This window comes from Paenibacillus sp. J22P143 (assembly GCF_059692035.1).
The window spans coordinates 20,744-36,386 of sequence record NZ_JCAUAQ010000001.1 but is presented as its reverse complement, the minus strand read 5'-3'; the positions used below and the strand labels follow the sequence as shown (position 1 = coordinate 36,386).

At 48.3% G+C, this 15,643-nt stretch carries 16 protein-coding genes and 1 pseudogene; 13 read left to right on the top strand and 4 right to left on the bottom strand.

The window, feature by feature from the left end:
* Positions 1 to 95 precede the first annotated feature (95 nt).
* Genes hrpB through AC58PQ_RS00185 form a run of 3 tightly spaced genes read left to right on the top strand, consistent with a single transcriptional unit; the run spans position 96 to position 3,585 of the window.
* Positions 96 to 2,582, top strand: coding sequence for an ATP-dependent helicase HrpB (hrpB, locus tag AC58PQ_RS00195; RefSeq protein WP_497239994.1), 2,487 nt, complete (start codon positions 96 to 98; stop codon positions 2,580 to 2,582).
* 33 nt (positions 2,583 to 2,615) lie between these two features.
* Positions 2,616 to 3,335 (top strand): hypothetical protein, encoded by a 720-nt coding sequence (locus AC58PQ_RS00190; protein WP_497239993.1) that lies wholly within the window; start codon positions 2,616 to 2,618, stop codon positions 3,333 to 3,335.
* Entirely contained in the window at positions 3,328 to 3,585 is a 258-nt protein-coding gene (locus AC58PQ_RS00185) for a hypothetical protein (RefSeq protein ID WP_497239992.1), read from the top strand. Before AC58PQ_RS00190 ends, AC58PQ_RS00185 begins: the two co-directional genes overlap by 8 nt.
* A 450-nt stretch (positions 3,586 to 4,035) precedes the next feature.
* Here the strand turns inward: AC58PQ_RS00185 and AC58PQ_RS00180 are convergent.
* Positions 4,036 to 4,740: pseudogene (locus AC58PQ_RS00180) on the bottom strand (beta-ketoacyl-[acyl-carrier-protein] synthase family protein); the annotation flags it as partial.
* 185 nt (positions 4,741 to 4,925) lie between these two features.
* Between AC58PQ_RS00180 and AC58PQ_RS00175 the strand changes: the two are divergent.
* From AC58PQ_RS00175 to AC58PQ_RS00140, 8 genes are all read left to right on the top strand, one after another.
* Positions 4,926 to 5,300 carry an MmyB family transcriptional regulator gene (locus tag AC58PQ_RS00175; protein WP_497239991.1) on the top strand — a complete coding sequence of 125 codons (375 nt, stop codon included), beginning with the start codon at positions 4,926 to 4,928 and terminating at the stop codon, positions 5,298 to 5,300.
* A 98-nt stretch (positions 5,301 to 5,398) separates the two neighbouring features.
* The gene (locus tag AC58PQ_RS00170) at positions 5,399 to 6,502 is read left to right on the top strand and encodes a GntR family transcriptional regulator (RefSeq protein WP_497239990.1); all 1,104 of its coding nucleotides are present in this window, start codon (positions 5,399 to 5,401) and stop codon (positions 6,500 to 6,502) included.
* An 84-nt stretch (positions 6,503 to 6,586) separates the two neighbouring features.
* Positions 6,587 to 8,266, top strand: a complete 1,680-nt coding sequence (locus AC58PQ_RS00165) for a ribulokinase (protein ID WP_497239989.1) — start codon at positions 6,587 to 6,589, stop codon at positions 8,264 to 8,266.
* A 65-nt stretch (positions 8,267 to 8,331) separates the two neighbouring features.
* A complete protein-coding gene (araA, locus tag AC58PQ_RS00160) occupies positions 8,332 to 9,819 on the top strand; it encodes an L-arabinose isomerase (protein ID WP_497239988.1) in 1,488 nt (495 codons plus the stop codon).
* A gap of 197 nt (positions 9,820 to 10,016) precedes the next feature.
* Positions 10,017 to 11,018, top strand: coding sequence for an aldose 1-epimerase (locus AC58PQ_RS00155; RefSeq protein ID WP_497239987.1), 1,002 nt, complete (start codon positions 10,017 to 10,019; stop codon positions 11,016 to 11,018).
* Between the two features lie 99 nt (positions 11,019 to 11,117).
* A complete protein-coding gene (locus AC58PQ_RS00150) occupies positions 11,118 to 11,291 on the top strand; it encodes a hypothetical protein (protein WP_497239986.1) in 174 nt (57 codons plus the stop codon).
* A gap of 89 nt (positions 11,292 to 11,380) precedes the next feature.
* The gene (locus tag AC58PQ_RS00145; protein ID WP_477592808.1) at positions 11,381 to 11,728 is read left to right on the top strand and encodes an ASCH domain-containing protein; all 348 of its coding nucleotides are present in this window, start codon (positions 11,381 to 11,383) and stop codon (positions 11,726 to 11,728) included.
* A 60-nt stretch (positions 11,729 to 11,788) separates the two neighbouring features.
* The gene (locus AC58PQ_RS00140; protein ID WP_497240611.1) at positions 11,789 to 12,235 is read left to right on the top strand and encodes a hypothetical protein; all 447 of its coding nucleotides are present in this window, start codon (positions 11,789 to 11,791) and stop codon (positions 12,233 to 12,235) included.
* A gap of 37 nt (positions 12,236 to 12,272) precedes the next feature.
* Here the strand turns inward: AC58PQ_RS00140 and AC58PQ_RS00135 are convergent, their stop codons facing one another.
* From AC58PQ_RS00135 to AC58PQ_RS00125, 3 genes are all read right to left on the bottom strand, one after another.
* Positions 12,273 to 12,968, bottom strand: coding sequence for a class I SAM-dependent methyltransferase (locus AC58PQ_RS00135; RefSeq protein ID WP_497239985.1), 696 nt, complete (start codon positions 12,966 to 12,968; stop codon positions 12,273 to 12,275).
* Positions 12,969 to 13,126: 158 nt separating this feature from the next.
* On the bottom strand, positions 13,127 to 13,558 hold the full coding sequence (locus AC58PQ_RS00130) for a threonine/serine exporter family protein (RefSeq protein ID WP_497239984.1): 432 nt from the start codon (positions 13,556 to 13,558) through the stop codon (positions 13,127 to 13,129).
* Between the two features lies 1 nt (position 13,559).
* A complete protein-coding gene (locus AC58PQ_RS00125) occupies positions 13,560 to 14,336 on the bottom strand; it encodes a threonine/serine exporter family protein (protein ID WP_497239983.1) in 777 nt (258 codons plus the stop codon).
* Between the two features lie 185 nt (positions 14,337 to 14,521).
* Here AC58PQ_RS00125 and AC58PQ_RS00120 point away from each other — a divergent pair, with 185 nt between their 5' ends.
* Both AC58PQ_RS00120 and AC58PQ_RS00115 read left to right on the top strand, forming a co-directional pair.
* On the top strand, positions 14,522 to 15,031 hold the full coding sequence (locus tag AC58PQ_RS00120) for an HAD family hydrolase (protein WP_497239982.1): 510 nt from the start codon (positions 14,522 to 14,524) through the stop codon (positions 15,029 to 15,031).
* A 60-nt stretch (positions 15,032 to 15,091) separates the two neighbouring features.
* Complete coding sequence (locus tag AC58PQ_RS00115; RefSeq protein WP_497239981.1) at positions 15,092 to 15,637, top strand: DUF1697 domain-containing protein; 546 nt, start codon at positions 15,092 to 15,094, stop codon at positions 15,635 to 15,637.
* Positions 15,638 to 15,643 lie beyond the last annotated feature (6 nt).

The window sequence follows — 15,643 nt, the reverse complement described above, 5'->3', positions numbered from 1 at the left end:
TTCCAAATAGAAAACAGATGAACAAATCGTGATCTTTCATTGATTGCATTAATACTTAATGGCATTAATAAGAAAGAGAACTCGGAGTGAACCTCATGAACGTGTTACCTATTGCCGCAGTGCTGCCACAACTATTACATACTTTACAAAAACATACCTGTGCCATCGTGGTTGCGCAGCCTGGAGCGGGCAAAACGACGCAGGTTCCATTAGCGCTACTGGATGCCTCGTGGCTTCAAGGTCAAAAGATACTCATGCTGGAGCCAAGAAGACTGGCTGCCCGCGCCGCGGCGCGTTACATGTCTAAGCTGTTAGGTGAGGATGTGGGTCAGACGATTGGCTATCGGGTGAAAAATGATACTTGCGTTGGACCTAAGACGCGGATTGAAGTGATCACAGAAGGTGTTCTAACGCGCATGCTGCAACAGGATCCTGCCTTGGATGGGGTGGGCATCGTTATATTTGATGAATTTCATGAGCGCAGCTTGCATGCAGATATCGGTCTTGCCCTGTGTCGTCAATCACAAACGCTGCTTCGTGATGATTTACGAATACTGCTGATGTCCGCAACCTTGGAAGCCAAACCGATTTCTGCGTTATTAGATGATGCGCCGATTATTGCGAGTGAAGGACGCACTTATCCTGTTGAGACGTATCATCTGCCGCAGAAAGCTGTAGGGAGAATCGAGAATGCTGTTGTCGCGAGTATTGAGAGAGCTTTGCAGGCGCACGCGGGCAGCCTCCTTGTATTTCTACCTGGTGCGGCCGAAATCCATCGTGTTGCGAATGGACTTGCGACATTACGCTTAGGTAAGGAGGTAGAAATCGCGCCTCTGTATGCGAATCTATCCATAGAAGCACAAGACCAAGCGTTATCAGCCGTCCGTTTGTCTGGCCATCGCAAAGTCGTGCTGGCCACGTCGATCGCCGAGACCAGCTTAACGGTCGAAGGGATCACGGTCGTGATTGACAGCGGCCTTATGCGCGTGCCGCGGTTCTCACCCCGCACCGGCATGACCCGTCTTGAGACGGTGCAGGTGTCGATCGCCTCTGCGGACCAACGCAGAGGCCGGGCAGGGCGTCTCGGTCCAGGCGTGTGTTACCGCCTGTGGACCGAGACCGAGCATCGGCAGCTCCCGCTGAGCTCTACGCCCGAGATCCGCGAAGCTGATCTCGCCCCGCTGGCGCTGGAGCTTGCCGCCTGGGGCGCGCCAGACCCCGCTGCGCTGGTCTGGTTAGACCCACCGCCTGCTGCTGCGTATCAGCAGGCGCGAGAACTGCTCGTGCAGCTAGGCGCGCTGCACGAGAACGGGAGCCTAACGCCGCACGGCAAGCGTGTCGCGACGTTAGGCTTGCACCCGCGGCTTGCGCACATGGTGCTGCAAGCCATCCCGCTTGAGCTCGGCGCGCTGGCGTGCGAGCTCGCGGTCATGCTGAGCGAGCGCGATTTCATGCGCGCCGCCAGCAGGGATGCGGATGTGCGCAGCCGCATCGAAGTGCTCTGGCGCGCGGTGCGAGGCGACGCGCGCGATGGGGTGGACCTTGGCCTTTGCCGCCGCATCGCGGCGGAGGCCAAGGTCTTGATGCAGTCGCTCGGCGTGCGGCCGAGCGAGGGTAAGGCAGCGGCGAGCGGGCTGCTGCTCGCCTTCGCCTTCCCCGACCGCGTCGCGCAGCGGCGGTCGACAGGGCGGTTTACGCTCGCGAACGGCCGCGGGGCCGTGCTGCCTGAGCTGCAGCCGCTCTCGAATGAGCGCTATATCGTCGCAGCGGAGCTGGATGACAGCGGAACGGAGAGCCGGATCTATCTCGCGGCTCCTCTGGAAGAGGAGGAGCTGTTCACCGCATTTGAAACTCACATCCGCAAGGAACAAGTTGTAGAGTGGGATGTAACAGTGGGCTCGGTGCGAGCGAGAGAACGGTGGCAGCTTGGCGCACTTACACTCAAAGACAAACCGATTCATGAACCTAATCCGGATCTCGTCCTGCAAGCTTTGCTGGCAGGGATTCGATCAGAATCCTTGGAGGTATTGCCTTGGACACGATCAGCGCGACAGCTTCAGGAGCGAAGCATCTTTTTGCACCGTTTTACAGAAAATTGGCCTGATCTTCGCGATGAAACCTTACTGGCAACCCTTGAGGATTGGGCTGGACCGCATCTGTATGGTGTGAAAAGCAAAGGTGCCTTGAGCCGCCTTAACTTGACAAGCCTATTAGAGGAAATGCTAACATGGGAGCAGCGTCGTTCGTTAGACGAATGGGCGCCTACGCACATTCAAGTGCCGAGTGGGTCGCGTATCCCAGTTGACTATAGCAATATGGAGTCACCGACATTATCCGTACGCTTGCAAGAGATGTTTGGATTGGCAGATACCCCTCGAATAGCCAAAGGCAGGGTGCCAGTGACCTTGCACTTGTTATCTCCAGCACAAAGACCGATGCAAGTGACGAAGGATTTGGCAAGCTTTTGGCGAGAAGCCTACTTCGAAGTTAAAAAAGATCTCAAAGGCCGCTACCCCAAGCACTACTGGCCTGATGATCCCATGGCGGCGATTCCGACGAACCGTGCGAAGCCAAGAACCTGAACCATTTTATCCGAGAAAGGAACGGAGCAAGTCATGACTATTCACGCTGATACCACGGACATCGTCATTTATGTTTCAGCTGGATTTGCAACCGCGTCTAATTTCCTGGATGACTTTGCAGTTAAACTGGCTTCGCGATATGAGCAAGCGGGAAAGCGTGTGCGTGTTCATGTTCACTTTCCTTACGGCGATTGGGACCGCTCGAAGCGAGGTCAGCTACAAGAAATCATACGGGATATGTGGCATAATGCGCATCGAAAAAAATCCTGCTATGGCGGTAAAAGTCTGTATCACTTTGTCAAAGATACGAGGGAGCACGAGGGTAAGCTGCTCTTTATCGGGCATAGTGCTGGTGCCGTTGCCTCCATCATGGCAGCCAGGGAGCTTGAGCAGGAGGGCTGCGATGTACTCGGCGTGATTCAAATCGGATCACCGAAATGCGCAATTTCTCATTCACTTAAGCACAAAGTACTCTATGTGAACGCGACGAATCAGCAAGATCAATCGCGCGATCCCATTCCTCGTCTTGGAACCTGGGGGGGGTGGAGCCGAACGCGGCTAGGTCTGCTAGGTTGGAATCGCATGAAGCATGCGCCAAATCATCACCATGTGCTCCCCATCATAGGCGGACATGCGGATTATTTCCGAGACCACTCACCTTATATATGGCAAGAAGCGACGAATTTACAAACAACCATGAACACAATTTGGACATGGCTACTAACATTAGAGAAGGATGTTGAACATGATTGAAATTTTAAAAGCAAGAATGGAACACAGCAAGGAAGATGGCTACCTCGGGCATGTCGAATTCAAAGTCGAAGGTCATGAACACCCTTATGAAATCACACTTCAAAGCAATAAAGGCAAAAACGACTGGAGCTACGCGCTTCACTTTTTGCTAGAATCCGGTAAAGAAGAGGACATCGAGGCGGTAGAGGAGCTGCTTGAGGAAGATGAGTGGTTCGATCTGCTTGTGAATGCGGCGCGGGAAACGTTGTAGAAGTAAACTATCGAATAGAGTGGATAAACAAAAAACCGTGCATCGCACGGTTTTTTGTTGTGATATGAAGCTGCCCAATTTGTCAAACCAGCAGTTTCATGCCGAAAACTTATCTAGTTCGTCTAAGTAGTTGGCATGTACTCTTGGTGGAGAAACGATTTTGATGGATCGGTTTGCCTAGAATCAGTTTACAACTGACATTATTTGATTTTTGTTACTGTGCTAATTATGTTGTAAGTACAAACCAAGTACCTGAGGGCGATATGCTGAACCTGGATAAGCAGCAGTCCCATGTCGTGAAATCACTCGTAGATATCGTCTAAGGTTTGATTTACGCTCCATGGTATGAACTATTATTGATTGATCATTCTTCCGAAAATCATTTTACAACTGACATTATTTGAAATTTGTTACCTACCTATTTACAAGGCGAGTACGCGTACTGAGCCCTCACCCAAACCGCTTCAAAATCAACACCGCATTATGCCCGCCAAACCCAAACGAACTTGATAATCCATACTGCAGCTCCGCGCGCCTCGCCACATGCGGGACATAGTCCAAATGACACTGCGGATCTGGATTGTCCAAATTGATGGTCGGAGGGATGAGGCCGTCCTGCAAGGTTTTGATCAGCGCAACGGTTTCGACACCGCCGGCAGCGCCTAGCATATGGCCGATCATGGACTTGTTCGCGCTGATCGGCACGTCGAACGCGCCGCGGCCAAGCAGTCGCTTGATCGCGAGCGTCTCGGAGAGATCACCCGCGACGGTACTCGTCGCGGGCGCATTGATCGTGCTGATCTCCGACGCGTCGATCTCCGCATCAACCAGCGCTTCGCGCATGGCTCGGTAAGCCCCCGAGCCTTCAGGATCGGTCGCCACAATGTGGTAGGCGTCCGAGGTTGATCCATAGCCGACGATCTCGGCATGGATACGAGCCCCGCGTCGCTCCGCATGCTCGAGCGACTCCAGGACAAGCACGCCGGCGCCTTCGGCAGCGACGAATCCGTCGCGCTGCGCGTCGAACGGGCGGCTCGCCTGCTCCGGCGCGTCACAGCGCGTCGACAACGCGGTGGCATTGCCGAAGCCCGCGAGCGCGAGGTCGGTGACCGTCGCTTCGGCGCCGCCGGCAATAACGGCATCTGCGCCTCCGCGCTGCCAGCGCCAACGACATTTGTTGATCACATTCCGACGATAAGTCCGGCTTTGAATCGAATTTTGACTGAGCTTCATGATTGTCCGACGATTGTATCCGATCGCAGATGCCATATTGTCGGCTGGAATCAAACGTCTGCGGCAGTTTTCTGGATTTTGCTAAGCTTGCAGAGGGGGAGCGTAATATGATTTGGCTGCTTTTTACACGAAAAGAATTAAAAGCACTGGATGTCAACTGGAGTGACTTTGCAAATGGCTTCTTATCGATGTTTCGTTCCTATTATGGACAATACGTGGGGGATAACTGGTATAGTGCATTTATTGAAGAAATGAGTGAGCGGAGCAAGGATTTTCGCGCCTTTTGGAATGAAAGTGATGCCAGCACGGCACCTGAAGAGTTCATAGAATTTCGACATGCCAAGGTGGGGAAAATGCTATTCGATCTAACAACCCTGCAGGTGCAAGGGAGAATGGATCTGAGATGCAGTGTGTATACCCCGTCCATTGGATCCGATCCCGATACGAAAATCAGACTGCTGATGAGTAAATTAGGCGAATAGATGTCCATTTTTACGATGAACGTCATTACATCAAAATATGTACATACAAGTTAACCGAATGGTATAATACGTTCACAATCAAAGCCCTGAGGTGAAGTATGAAAGAAAAGCAATTACCGAAATATCAACAATTGAAACAGGAAATATTATCTTGGTTACATACAGGAAAGCTCAAACCCAATGATCAAATGCCCTCTGAAAATGAAATTGCTGAACAGTTTCTAATGAGCCGGCAGACGGTAAGGCAGACGTTTGGTGAGCTAGAGAAGGAAGGCTGGCTCTACCGGATGCAAGGAAAAGGGACCTATGTATCCACGCCACAAACTCAAAAATCACGCGATGTACAAACCATTGGCATCCTGACGACCTATATTTCTGACTATATTTTTCCGCATATTGTTAGGGGAGCAGAGGCCGCGTTACGAGCAAGAGGGTACAGACTTCTGCTTTCCTCTACGGATAACGATAAAGCGAAAGAGCGAGAAAGTTTGGATATGATGATGAGTCAACCACTGAGCGGACTTATTATTGAGCCGACGAAAAGCGCTGAAGGTAACCCGAATCTTAGCTACTATTTGTCGTTGGATTACCAGCATATTCCTTATCTCATGATTAATGAGCGATACCCAGAGATGAATTGTCCTTCTTTGATTGTGGATGATGAAGAGGGTGGCTATAAGGCTGCACAGCATTTGATCGAGCTTGGGCACAGACGTTTGGCTGGCTTTTTCAAAACAGACGATTTACAAGGTGTGAACCGGCTTAAAGGCTTTATTCGTGCACATCAGCACTATCAGATCCCGCTGTTGCCGGAATTTGTCATTCATTATACAACGGAGGAGAAATGGCAAAAGCCATTTGCTAGCGCGCTTGCTATGCTAGAGTACGGTGCTTCACAGGAGCGACCAACGGCATTCGTTTGCTACAATGATGAGCTCGCAATTCACCTCCTTGAAGCTGTACGTACAATTGGCTTGCAGGTGCCACAGGACATCTCACTAATCGGGTTCGATGACTCCACGCTTGCCACGGCTACAGAGGTGAAATTAACATCTCTTTCACATCCTAAAACAGAACTTGGTAGCGATGCAGCGTGCATTTTGATTGATATGATCGAGAATAAGCGTGTTAGCGGCAGTGAAACGGGGAAAGTGTACAAGCCTGAATTAATCATCCGAGAGTCAACAATTCGCATTCAATAAGTTGAAAAATGGGGGTAGCAAACTTGTACGTACAAGTGCTATACTGAAATCAAGCAATAGGTGCAATTTTGAAGGAGGCTCCCCATGTCGAAGAAATATGCGATTGGTGTTGACTATGGTACGGAATCCGGCCGTGCAGTTCTGGTTGATTTGAGTGATGGCACAGAGGTTGCAGATCACGTTACTCCTTATCCGCACAATGTGATTGATGAGAAACTGCCGGTTTCCGGCGTGAAGTTGGAGTATGATTGGGCTTTACAGCATCCACAGGATTACATGGATGTACTAACACAATCTGTTCCAGCAGTTGTACGTGCATCTGGCGTAGATCCGTCCGATATTATCGGGCTGGGAATTGATTTCACAGCATGTACAATGCTTCCTATCGATAAAGAGGGTCAACCACTGTGCTTCCAACCAGCGCTTGCTGCTAATCCACATAGCTGGGTAAAGCTCTGGAAGCATCATGCAGCACAGGATGAAGCGACACTTATTAATGAAATTGCAGCGAGCAGAGGGGAAGCTTTCTTACCACGTTACGGCGGCAAAATATCGTCCGAATGGATGATCGCTAAGGTTTGGCAAATTTTGAACGAAGCACCTGACATTTATGATCAAGCAGATCGTTTCTTAGAAGCGACAGACTGGGTTGTTTCTCAAATGACAGGTCAATCGGAGATCGTGCTTAACAGCTGTACGGCAGGCTACAAATCCATTTGGCACAAGAAAGATGGCTATCCAAGCCAAGATTTCTTTAAAGCATTGGATTCTCGTCTTGAGCATGTGACAGCTACCAAGCTACGCGGTGATGTTGTTGCATTAGGAACCAAAGCTGGTGAATTGACGGCAGCGATGGCTGAACGGATGGGCTTACAAGCGGGAACGGCAATTGCGGTTGGTAACGTAGATGCGCATGCGGCTGTACCAGGCGTTGGCGTGGTTACACCAGGCAAGCTAGTGATGGCGATGGGAACATCCATTTGTCACATGCTGCTTGGCACAGAAGAGAAAGAAGTAGAAGGCATGTGCGGCGTCGTTGAAGACGGCATCATTCCTGGCTACTTAGGCTATGAAGCGGGGCAATCGGCAGTTGGTGATATTTTCGCATGGTATGTGGAGCAAGGTGTCCCTGCTTATGTGGAAAAAGTCGCCGCAGAGGAAGGCGTCAATGTTCATGAATGGTTGGAGCGCCGTGCATCCGCTTACCAACCAGGCGAAACGGGCTTGCTCGCTTTGGATTGGTGGAACGGTAACCGCTCGGTGCTTGTAGATACAGAGTTAAATGGACTTATCCTAGGATATTCTTTGCTAACGAAACCAGAAGAAATTTATCGTACTTTACTGGAAGCAACAGCTTTCGGAACGCGTAAGATTGTCGATGCTTTCCACAGCAATGGGGTAGAAGTGCAGGAATTGTACGCTTGTGGCGGTCTGCCACAGAAGAATCGTCTCTTGATGCAAATTTATGCGGATGTAACGAATCGTGAAATTAAAATCGCTGATTCCAAACAAACGCCAGCGCTTGGCGCTGCGATGTTCGGAGCGGTGGCTGCTGGCGCAGACAAAGGTGGCTATGACAGCATCGTGGATGCCGCGAAGCAAATGGCTCGTGTTCGTAAAGAAACGTTTAAGCCGATTGCTGAGAACGTGGCTGTTTACGAGAATCTGTACCAAGAGTACAGCAAGCTGCATGACTATTTTGGTTGCGGTGAAAATGATGTCATGAAACGTCTTCGCTCGATTCGTGAGGAAGCTCGTCACTAATTACTGTCCCCAAATGAGCGTAATTTGCAATCATACATCCCATTATCCTAGGAGGCATCAAGCCCATGAACCCTTTTACGGAAAAAGTATTTTGGTTTGTTACCGGTAGTCAACATTTGTACGGTCCAGAAACATTGCTTCAAGTCGACGAACATTCCAAACAGATCACTGCAGGCATTGATCGTGCAGAAGCAATTCCAAGCAAGCTTGTATTCAAACCAGTTCTAACGACACCAGATGCGATTCGTAGATTGTGTCTCGATGCAAATGCGGATGATTCCTGTGCAGGAATTATCACGTGGATGCATACTTTCTCACCAGCAAAAATGTGGATTGCAGGTCTTTCGGAATACCGCAAGCCATTACTTCACCTGCATACGCAATTCAATCGTGATATCCCATGGGATACGATCGATATGGATTTCATGAACTTGAACCAAGCCGCGCATGGTGACCGCGAGTATGGCTTTATCGGTGCACGCATGGGGATTGCCCGTAAAGTCATTGTCGGCTACTGGGAAGATCCAGCTGTTCTGGAGCGTATTGGCGGTTGGATGCGTACAGCCATGGGATTCGTTGAAGGTCGTAATTTAAAGGTTGCTCGTTTTGGTGACAATATGCGTCATGTTGCTGTAACAGAAGGCGATAAAGTTGAAGCGCAAATCAAATTTGGTTGGTCCATCAATGGGTTCGGAGTCGGTGATCTTGTACAGCGTGTAGGCGATATCTCAGAAGCTGAAGTGGATCAACTGATGGATGAATACAACGAAGTGTATGATATTACGCCAGAAGGTCGTACAGCAGGTCCGATTCGTGATGCGATTCGTGAGCAAGCTCGTATCGAGCTTGGAATGAAGGAATTCCTGAAAGAAGGCGGCTTTGGCGCTTTCACGACGTCGTTTGAGGATTTGCATGGACTTAAGCAATTGCCTGGTCTCGCTGTTCAGCGTTTAATGGAGCAAGGGTATGGGTTTGGCGGTGAAGGGGATTGGAAAACTTCCGCTTTGCTTCGTGTGATGAAAATCATGGCGAACAACAAAGGGACTTCCTTCATGGAAGACTATACGTATCATATGGAATCAGGCAATGAGCTCGTACTTGGCTCGCATATGCTTGAAATTTGTCCGACGATCTCGGCAAATCGCCCGAAAATCGAAGTACACCCGCTTGGTATCGGCGGCAAAGCGGATCCAGCTCGTCTTGTTTTCGACGGTGCTTCAGGCCCAGCGCTTAATGCCTCACTTATCGATATGGGCAATCGCTTCCGTTTGCTTATTAACGAAGTTGATGCGGTGCAACCGGTTAAAGCTATGCCGAAATTGCCTGTAGCACGCGTTCTTTGGAAGCCGCTGCCTTCACTGAATGAATCAGCAGAAGCTTGGATTTATGCAGGCGGTGCTCATCACACGGTGTTCTCTTACACAGTGAGTAGAGAGCAACTTGTGGATTGGGCAGAGCTAGCTGGTATTGAAGTGGTTATCATTAATAAAAATACGTCACCTCTTCAGTTCCGTAATGAGCTTCGCTGGAACGATGCGGTTTGGAGACGCTAATCAGATCGTGATTGCGAATGACCTGAGGCTTATAGCCTCAGGTTTTTCTTCACACTAATAGGGAAGTCACATTTGTCTATATAAAAGCAATTTACGTCCATTGACTTTTTTCGCGAATATGGGCTAAAGTGAAATCAATGTGTCCGTCCAATTATTGGACAGAGGACAAGCAGTCATTTAGGAGGAGAATGAAGAGGATGTCTACCAAAGCATATGAAGGAACGTACAATGGTGAACAAGCAATTTGGCTGCAAGCTGGGCGTTATGAAGCGGTTGTTTTGCCAGATGTCGGTGCAAATCTGATTGCTTTTCGTGATATAGAGAAAGAATATCGTTTCTTGCGCGAGCCTGCGCTCGAAGAGATGGAATCGTTTAAAGAGCGTCCAATCGTTCATGGAATTCCCGTGTTATTTCCGCCGAATCGGTATGAAGATGGTAAATTCCCTTGGAATGGGAAGGTATTTCAATTCCCAGTCAATGAACCTAAGACAGGCAATCATTTGCACGGATTTGTACACAATATTCCATGGGCAGTTGAGAATTTCAGCGCAGATGGCAATGAAAGTCGTGTAACACTAGCGTTACGTGTGCGCGAAGGACATTCTGTGCATAAATTTTTACCTTTTGACTTTACGATCCGCTTGATCTATACCTTGAATGAGCAAGGTTTGCATCAACAAATTTCCGTACATAATGAAGGCAATGAAGCGATGCCGTGCTTATTGGCGTTCCATACGACGATTAATGCTCCTTTTGCTGTGAACAGTCAGCCTTCTGATTATACGTTCCAAATGACGATCGGCGAGCGTTGGGCGTTGAACGAGCGTATGCTGCCAACGGGCGAATATCAAGCACTATCCTCGGATGAAGAGACGATGAAAGTAGGCGGGTTGTCGCCATTCTTTGCTGACATGGATAATCATTACACAAGTGTTCCGCAAAATAGCCGCAACTTCATGGCATTGACAGATGCTCGTGAAGGGATCAAACTAGTCTATGATGTAGGAACTTCCTATAAGCAATGGATGATCTGGAACAATGGCAAAACAGAAGGCTTCTTCTGCCCAGAGCCGCAAATGAATTTGGTCAATGCGCCGAATGTGGATCTTCCTGCAGATCAAATCGGACTTGTTTCCCTAGAGCCAGGCGAAGTTTGGGAAGAAACAGCTCGTTTATATGCGATTACAATCACGAAATAAGCGATAGTAAAAGGAACCGCCCCCTTTGATGCATGGCGAGAATCCAATGGGATGATCGACTTGTGAGGAGGGGGTATTTTAATACTAGGAGGTGTACGGATGGGAAAGTGGGATCACTTAGATCGCGAGCAGATCGAGGCTAAAGTCGAGGCATTATCGCTTGAAAACGAAAGGTTGAAGGCGGAAATCGCACGGTTACGCGGCGTAAAGCCTCCTGCGTCGGGTTCAATGGAGAGCATGTCAACGAAGCTTAAAGAAGCCTTGCGCGAGTAATTTCGGCAGTAAAATACGAAGAAACGAGTCAGTTCGACAAAGTGGATGGGATTCGTTATAATAAAAACTGGCAAAAGGAGGGAACTAACATGAGTGAAACGAACGTGAATGAAACATTACCACCAAAAACGTGTTCCATCGATCGACTGGTAACGAAAGAAGCAGAAGTAAGCAAAGTGCTTGCTGGCCAAAAAACGGCTTGTCGTCGTAATGGACGTTATGCGGATATTGGTGAAACGATGGACTTACAAGGTACAGCCTTTACGGTTACCAATGTGTATCAACAAGCACTAGGTGAACTTACACCTGAGCATGCGAAACAAGAAGGTCACGAAACCGTTGATGAGTATCGCGACAGTATTCTTGCTATGCACCCGGGTATGCCATGGCTGCCGCAAATGAAAGTCTGGGTTCACGAATTCCAAAAAGCAGAATAACACAAAGAACCGTGTGGATCCTTGGATTCACACGGTTTATTCAAATTCATGATAGAACGGATGGTCAACTTGTCTTGGTACATTGTCATGCTCTATATTCATATTTTTAGCGTCGTGTTAAGCATCGGCCCTTATTTCGTCTTGTTTCCATTACTTGCCCTTATTCGTAGAGCCCCATTTGAGCAGCTTCCAGATTACTTAGAGCCATTTCGGATTACAGTTCGACTAACGAAGCATGCAGGACATGTATTGGTGGCCACAGGCATTATTCTGACTTGGATAACGGCATGGAGTTGGAAAACCTCGTGGATTGTCGCTACAGTCCTGATCATGGTAGCTTCGTTGTACTTCATCGCACGTGCGTTCTCACCGCTTCTGAGACAGCTGAAAGCTCCCCACGAAGATCGTGATCTCATCGTAAACAAGCTTCGGAAAGCCTTGATCTTATATGTGATTATTACGCTTGCGATGATGTGGTTCATGGTGTCTAAGCCGATGATTTGGTAATAACGGAGCGAGAAAAGTGCGCTCATTCCTGGAGCGATTACGGCTTTCTCGCAAACATCACAACAAAATTATAGGACTTGTAGACACAGTCCACATCCTTGAAGCCGGAGTCGCGAAGCCAGCCAAGCTGTGTGTCTAGTGGTGCCATTTTATCCAGCTTCGTCCTCTCGTAGGCCGCTTGCAGCGCTTCTTGAGAAAGATCCGTTGCTTCTATCTTCGTGACCCAATCTGAGCGATATAAGCCATCTAGAAATGGTGTTTTACCTAAGACTTGATCTGCATTAACGAATACCCCGCCTGGCTTCAATAATTGAAAAATGCGAGCGTATAGCGCCTGTTTGGCCACATCCTCAAGATGATGAATCGAAAGGGAAGAGATGATGGCATCATATGGCTCTGCATCCTCGAATGACGAATAATCTCCAGTAAGGTACGTCACTTCAGCAGCTCCTGCATCCTGGAATCTTTCCTTGGCAATGTCGAGCATTCCCGTCGATAAGTCAATCAAGGTTAAACTCGCCTGCGGGTAAGTGCGAAGCAGATAGGATGAGAAAAGTCCCGTGCCTGCACCTAAATCAAGAATGCGCGGAGCTTCATGTCCTAATTGGACTAAGGAAGCGGCCGTATTATAAAAATCATCGAAGCAAGGAATCAGCTTTCTCCGCTGACTGTCATACTTTTGGGCAATTTCATCGAATTTCGTTAAAATGTGATGGTTGGCGTTGTCATTCATTTGTCATCGGCTCCATTTCCAATCTTTGGCTTATTTACTCTATATCCTTAGTGTAAAGGGCAGATGGGAAAAAATCCAAGATGTAAAAGGCATGAAGTTATAGGTTGAACCTATTAATATGTATGTGATTATTGGTTTTTTGGACTGATTTATATTCGTTACGCTCTTGTCCGTCTTAGAAGCACGTTAATGACTTCGGAGAACACCAATCCAATGGCGATTGCACCTGAGAGCAAAAAAGCTTTCGCAGCAAGCTGCACAGCCACATCATAGTGATTTTGAACGACATTTCGCATAGCGTCATAGGCTAGTCCACCAGGGACTAGTGGGATGATTCCGGAAACACTGAAAACGATGACGGGTGTTTTATATATTTTTGCAAAAAACTGACTAATAATCGTCACAACAAAAGACGCAATGAGTGTGGCTAAGATGGGATCCAGATTTGCTTTTTGAAAAGAGAAATAGAGCATCCAACCGACCATGCCCACAAAACCACATTGCACTAGCGTTCTTCGAGGTACATTGAAAATGATGCCGAAAGCGGAAGTCGATATGAAGCTTGTTATCAGCTGCTCCAACATGTCCATGCTAGAACCCCTTCCCTGGATAAAATGTTAAGACAAAAGCGATCCCTGCTCCAATGGCAAAAGCGGTTAAAAATGCCTCGGCACCTTTGGAAACGCCAGATACAAAATGACCTGCCATCAAATCACGCACGGCATTCGTGATGAGAAGTCCAGGCACGAGCGGCATAACGGAGCCGATAATAATCGTATCCAGATTATGACCTAGCCCTGTTTTGACAGTTAAAAAAGCAATAAGTCCAATGATTAATGACGCCAGAAATTCGGCGAAAAATCTGATAGGAACTAAACGATGGAAATAAGTTAAGGAAATTGTACCTGCTCCACCCGCAAGAAAGGCCGGGAAGAAGTCCGACCACTCACCTTGAAACATGATGAGAAAACAACCGCTAGCGATCGCTGCGGCTAATGTCTGCAACCAAGCAGGATATCTTCGTTTATCCGTATTGAGCGTTTCTAGCTCCTGATACGCTTCAGTCGGAGTTAGCTCACCTTGGCTGATTCTGCGGGAAATGGCATTGACCACGGTTACTTTTCGTAAATCCGTTGATCGAGAAGAGATGCGAATCAGTCGCGTCGTCTGCTCAGGCCCGTCGATCGAGAAAATAATGCCAGTTGGCGTGACAAAGCTATGCGAATTGGGAATGCCGAAGGCCTCGGCAACATGGGTCATCGTATCTTCCACGCGATAAGTTTCGCCGCCGTTTTCCAGCATGATTTTACCTGCGAGTAAACACACTTGTGCGATTTCATAATTCGTCGCTGCAGGCTGCTGCGTCATGTGATCCGTATCCTTTCTCAGTTGAAGTAATTGACCTTAGTATAAATCATGTTGGAAGATATTGAAAATGAGCGAGGTGCGGAATGGACAAATTTCTGTGTGGTTGTGCTATAATTCTTGGATAAAAATGCCTATAGACATAAACAAAGGACTTGGAGGAAACCAGCGATGAGCTTGGAAATCGGATGAGAAAAGACTATTTCTTGACAGATTTGGACGGAACCATGTTGAGATCCAATGCGAAGCCATCTGACTATCCGGTAAGCATATTTACGCAAGCGCTTGAGCAGGGAACGGTTGTTAGTTACGCGACTGCACGTAGTTATCAGAGTTCACACGCTGTCGTGTCGGAAATTCCGTGGCGGTATCCGCTCGTTCTCTATAACGGGGCGATGTTGTTTGATCCTATTGTGAAGCGGGTGCTAGACGGTCGCTGGTTGGATTGTGAACGAAGCAATGCGATTATTAAAATGGGCAAAACCTTTGGTGTAACGCCACTGCTGTTTGCGTTGGATGAGCAGGATAACGAGCGTGTATTTCATGAGTGGTTGGCACGCACGGGGGATCATCAATTCTGGGCGAGTCGGCCGAATGAAGCGAATAAGCATGAGATTGTAGCGAGTAATGATGAGGATGGCGTAGCTAGTTATATAGCTGCTCGTCTTGGAGGGGTGCGTGTTGATGAGGTAGGGTAGGCTGAGAGGGGAATTAAGAGTAGGGCGAGTGAAATTCAAGTGAAAAGGGAGGGTGTGGCTATGTCAAGGTTTGTCGCGATGTTGCGCGGAATTAATGTTAGTGGCCAGAAGATTATTAAAATGGATCGGCTTAGACAGCTTTTCGAATCGATGGCGTTTACAAATGTGAGTACATATATCCAGAGCGGGAATGTGATTTTTGACAGTGAAGAGGTGGACCCAACGGTCCTGCGTGATCGCATTGTGCATGAGCTGAAGGAACAGTTGACGTTTGATATCTCTGTCATTATTCGCACACCAGTTGAGATGCAAGAGGTCGTGCAAGACACACCTTATCCGACTGTGAATGTGGATGAAAATGAGCAACGATATGTTACATTTCTGTCCCAGGCCCCGACAGAGGCCGCACTTGCTAAGTTACAAGCTGCACAAAGTGAAGTGGACGAGTATCACGTTAAGGGAATAACGGTGTATCTACTCATTCGTAAAAACTACGGTGATTCCAAGTTCAGTAACAATTTTATTGAGAAGAAACTAGGCGTGGCTGCTACCACACGGAACTGGGAGACGGTGAACAAGTTGATTCAATTGGCGGAAGGGAATTAATGGTAA

Coding starts and splice junctions, on each gene's coding strand:
- hrpB (WP_497239994.1), top strand. CDS start 96: ATGAACGTGTTACCTATTGCCGCAGTGCTGCCACAACTATTACATACT.
- AC58PQ_RS00190 (WP_497239993.1), top strand. CDS start 2,616: ATGACTATTCACGCTGATACCACGGACATCGTCATTTATGTTTCAGCT.
- AC58PQ_RS00185 (WP_497239992.1), top strand. CDS start 3,328: ATGATTGAAATTTTAAAAGCAAGAATGGAACACAGCAAGGAAGATGGC.
- AC58PQ_RS00175 (WP_497239991.1), top strand. CDS start 4,926: ATGATTTGGCTGCTTTTTACACGAAAAGAATTAAAAGCACTGGATGTC.
- AC58PQ_RS00170 (WP_497239990.1), top strand. CDS start 5,399: ATGAAAGAAAAGCAATTACCGAAATATCAACAATTGAAACAGGAAATA.
- AC58PQ_RS00165 (WP_497239989.1), top strand. CDS start 6,587: ATGTCGAAGAAATATGCGATTGGTGTTGACTATGGTACGGAATCCGGC.
- araA (WP_497239988.1), top strand. CDS start 8,332: ATGAACCCTTTTACGGAAAAAGTATTTTGGTTTGTTACCGGTAGTCAA.
- AC58PQ_RS00155 (WP_497239987.1), top strand. CDS start 10,017: ATGTCTACCAAAGCATATGAAGGAACGTACAATGGTGAACAAGCAATT.
- AC58PQ_RS00150 (WP_497239986.1), top strand. CDS start 11,118: ATGGGAAAGTGGGATCACTTAGATCGCGAGCAGATCGAGGCTAAAGTC.
- AC58PQ_RS00145 (WP_477592808.1), top strand. CDS start 11,381: ATGAGTGAAACGAACGTGAATGAAACATTACCACCAAAAACGTGTTCC.
- AC58PQ_RS00140 (WP_497240611.1), top strand. CDS start 11,789: ATGGTCAACTTGTCTTGGTACATTGTCATGCTCTATATTCATATTTTT.
- AC58PQ_RS00135 (WP_497239985.1), bottom strand. CDS start 12,968: ATGAATGACAACGCCAACCATCACATTTTAACGAAATTCGATGAAATT.
- AC58PQ_RS00130 (WP_497239984.1), bottom strand. CDS start 13,558: ATGGACATGTTGGAGCAGCTGATAACAAGCTTCATATCGACTTCCGCT.
- AC58PQ_RS00125 (WP_497239983.1), bottom strand. CDS start 14,336: ATGACGCAGCAGCCTGCAGCGACGAATTATGAAATCGCACAAGTGTGT.
- AC58PQ_RS00120 (WP_497239982.1), top strand. CDS start 14,522: ATGAGAAAAGACTATTTCTTGACAGATTTGGACGGAACCATGTTGAGA.
- AC58PQ_RS00115 (WP_497239981.1), top strand. CDS start 15,092: ATGTCAAGGTTTGTCGCGATGTTGCGCGGAATTAATGTTAGTGGCCAG.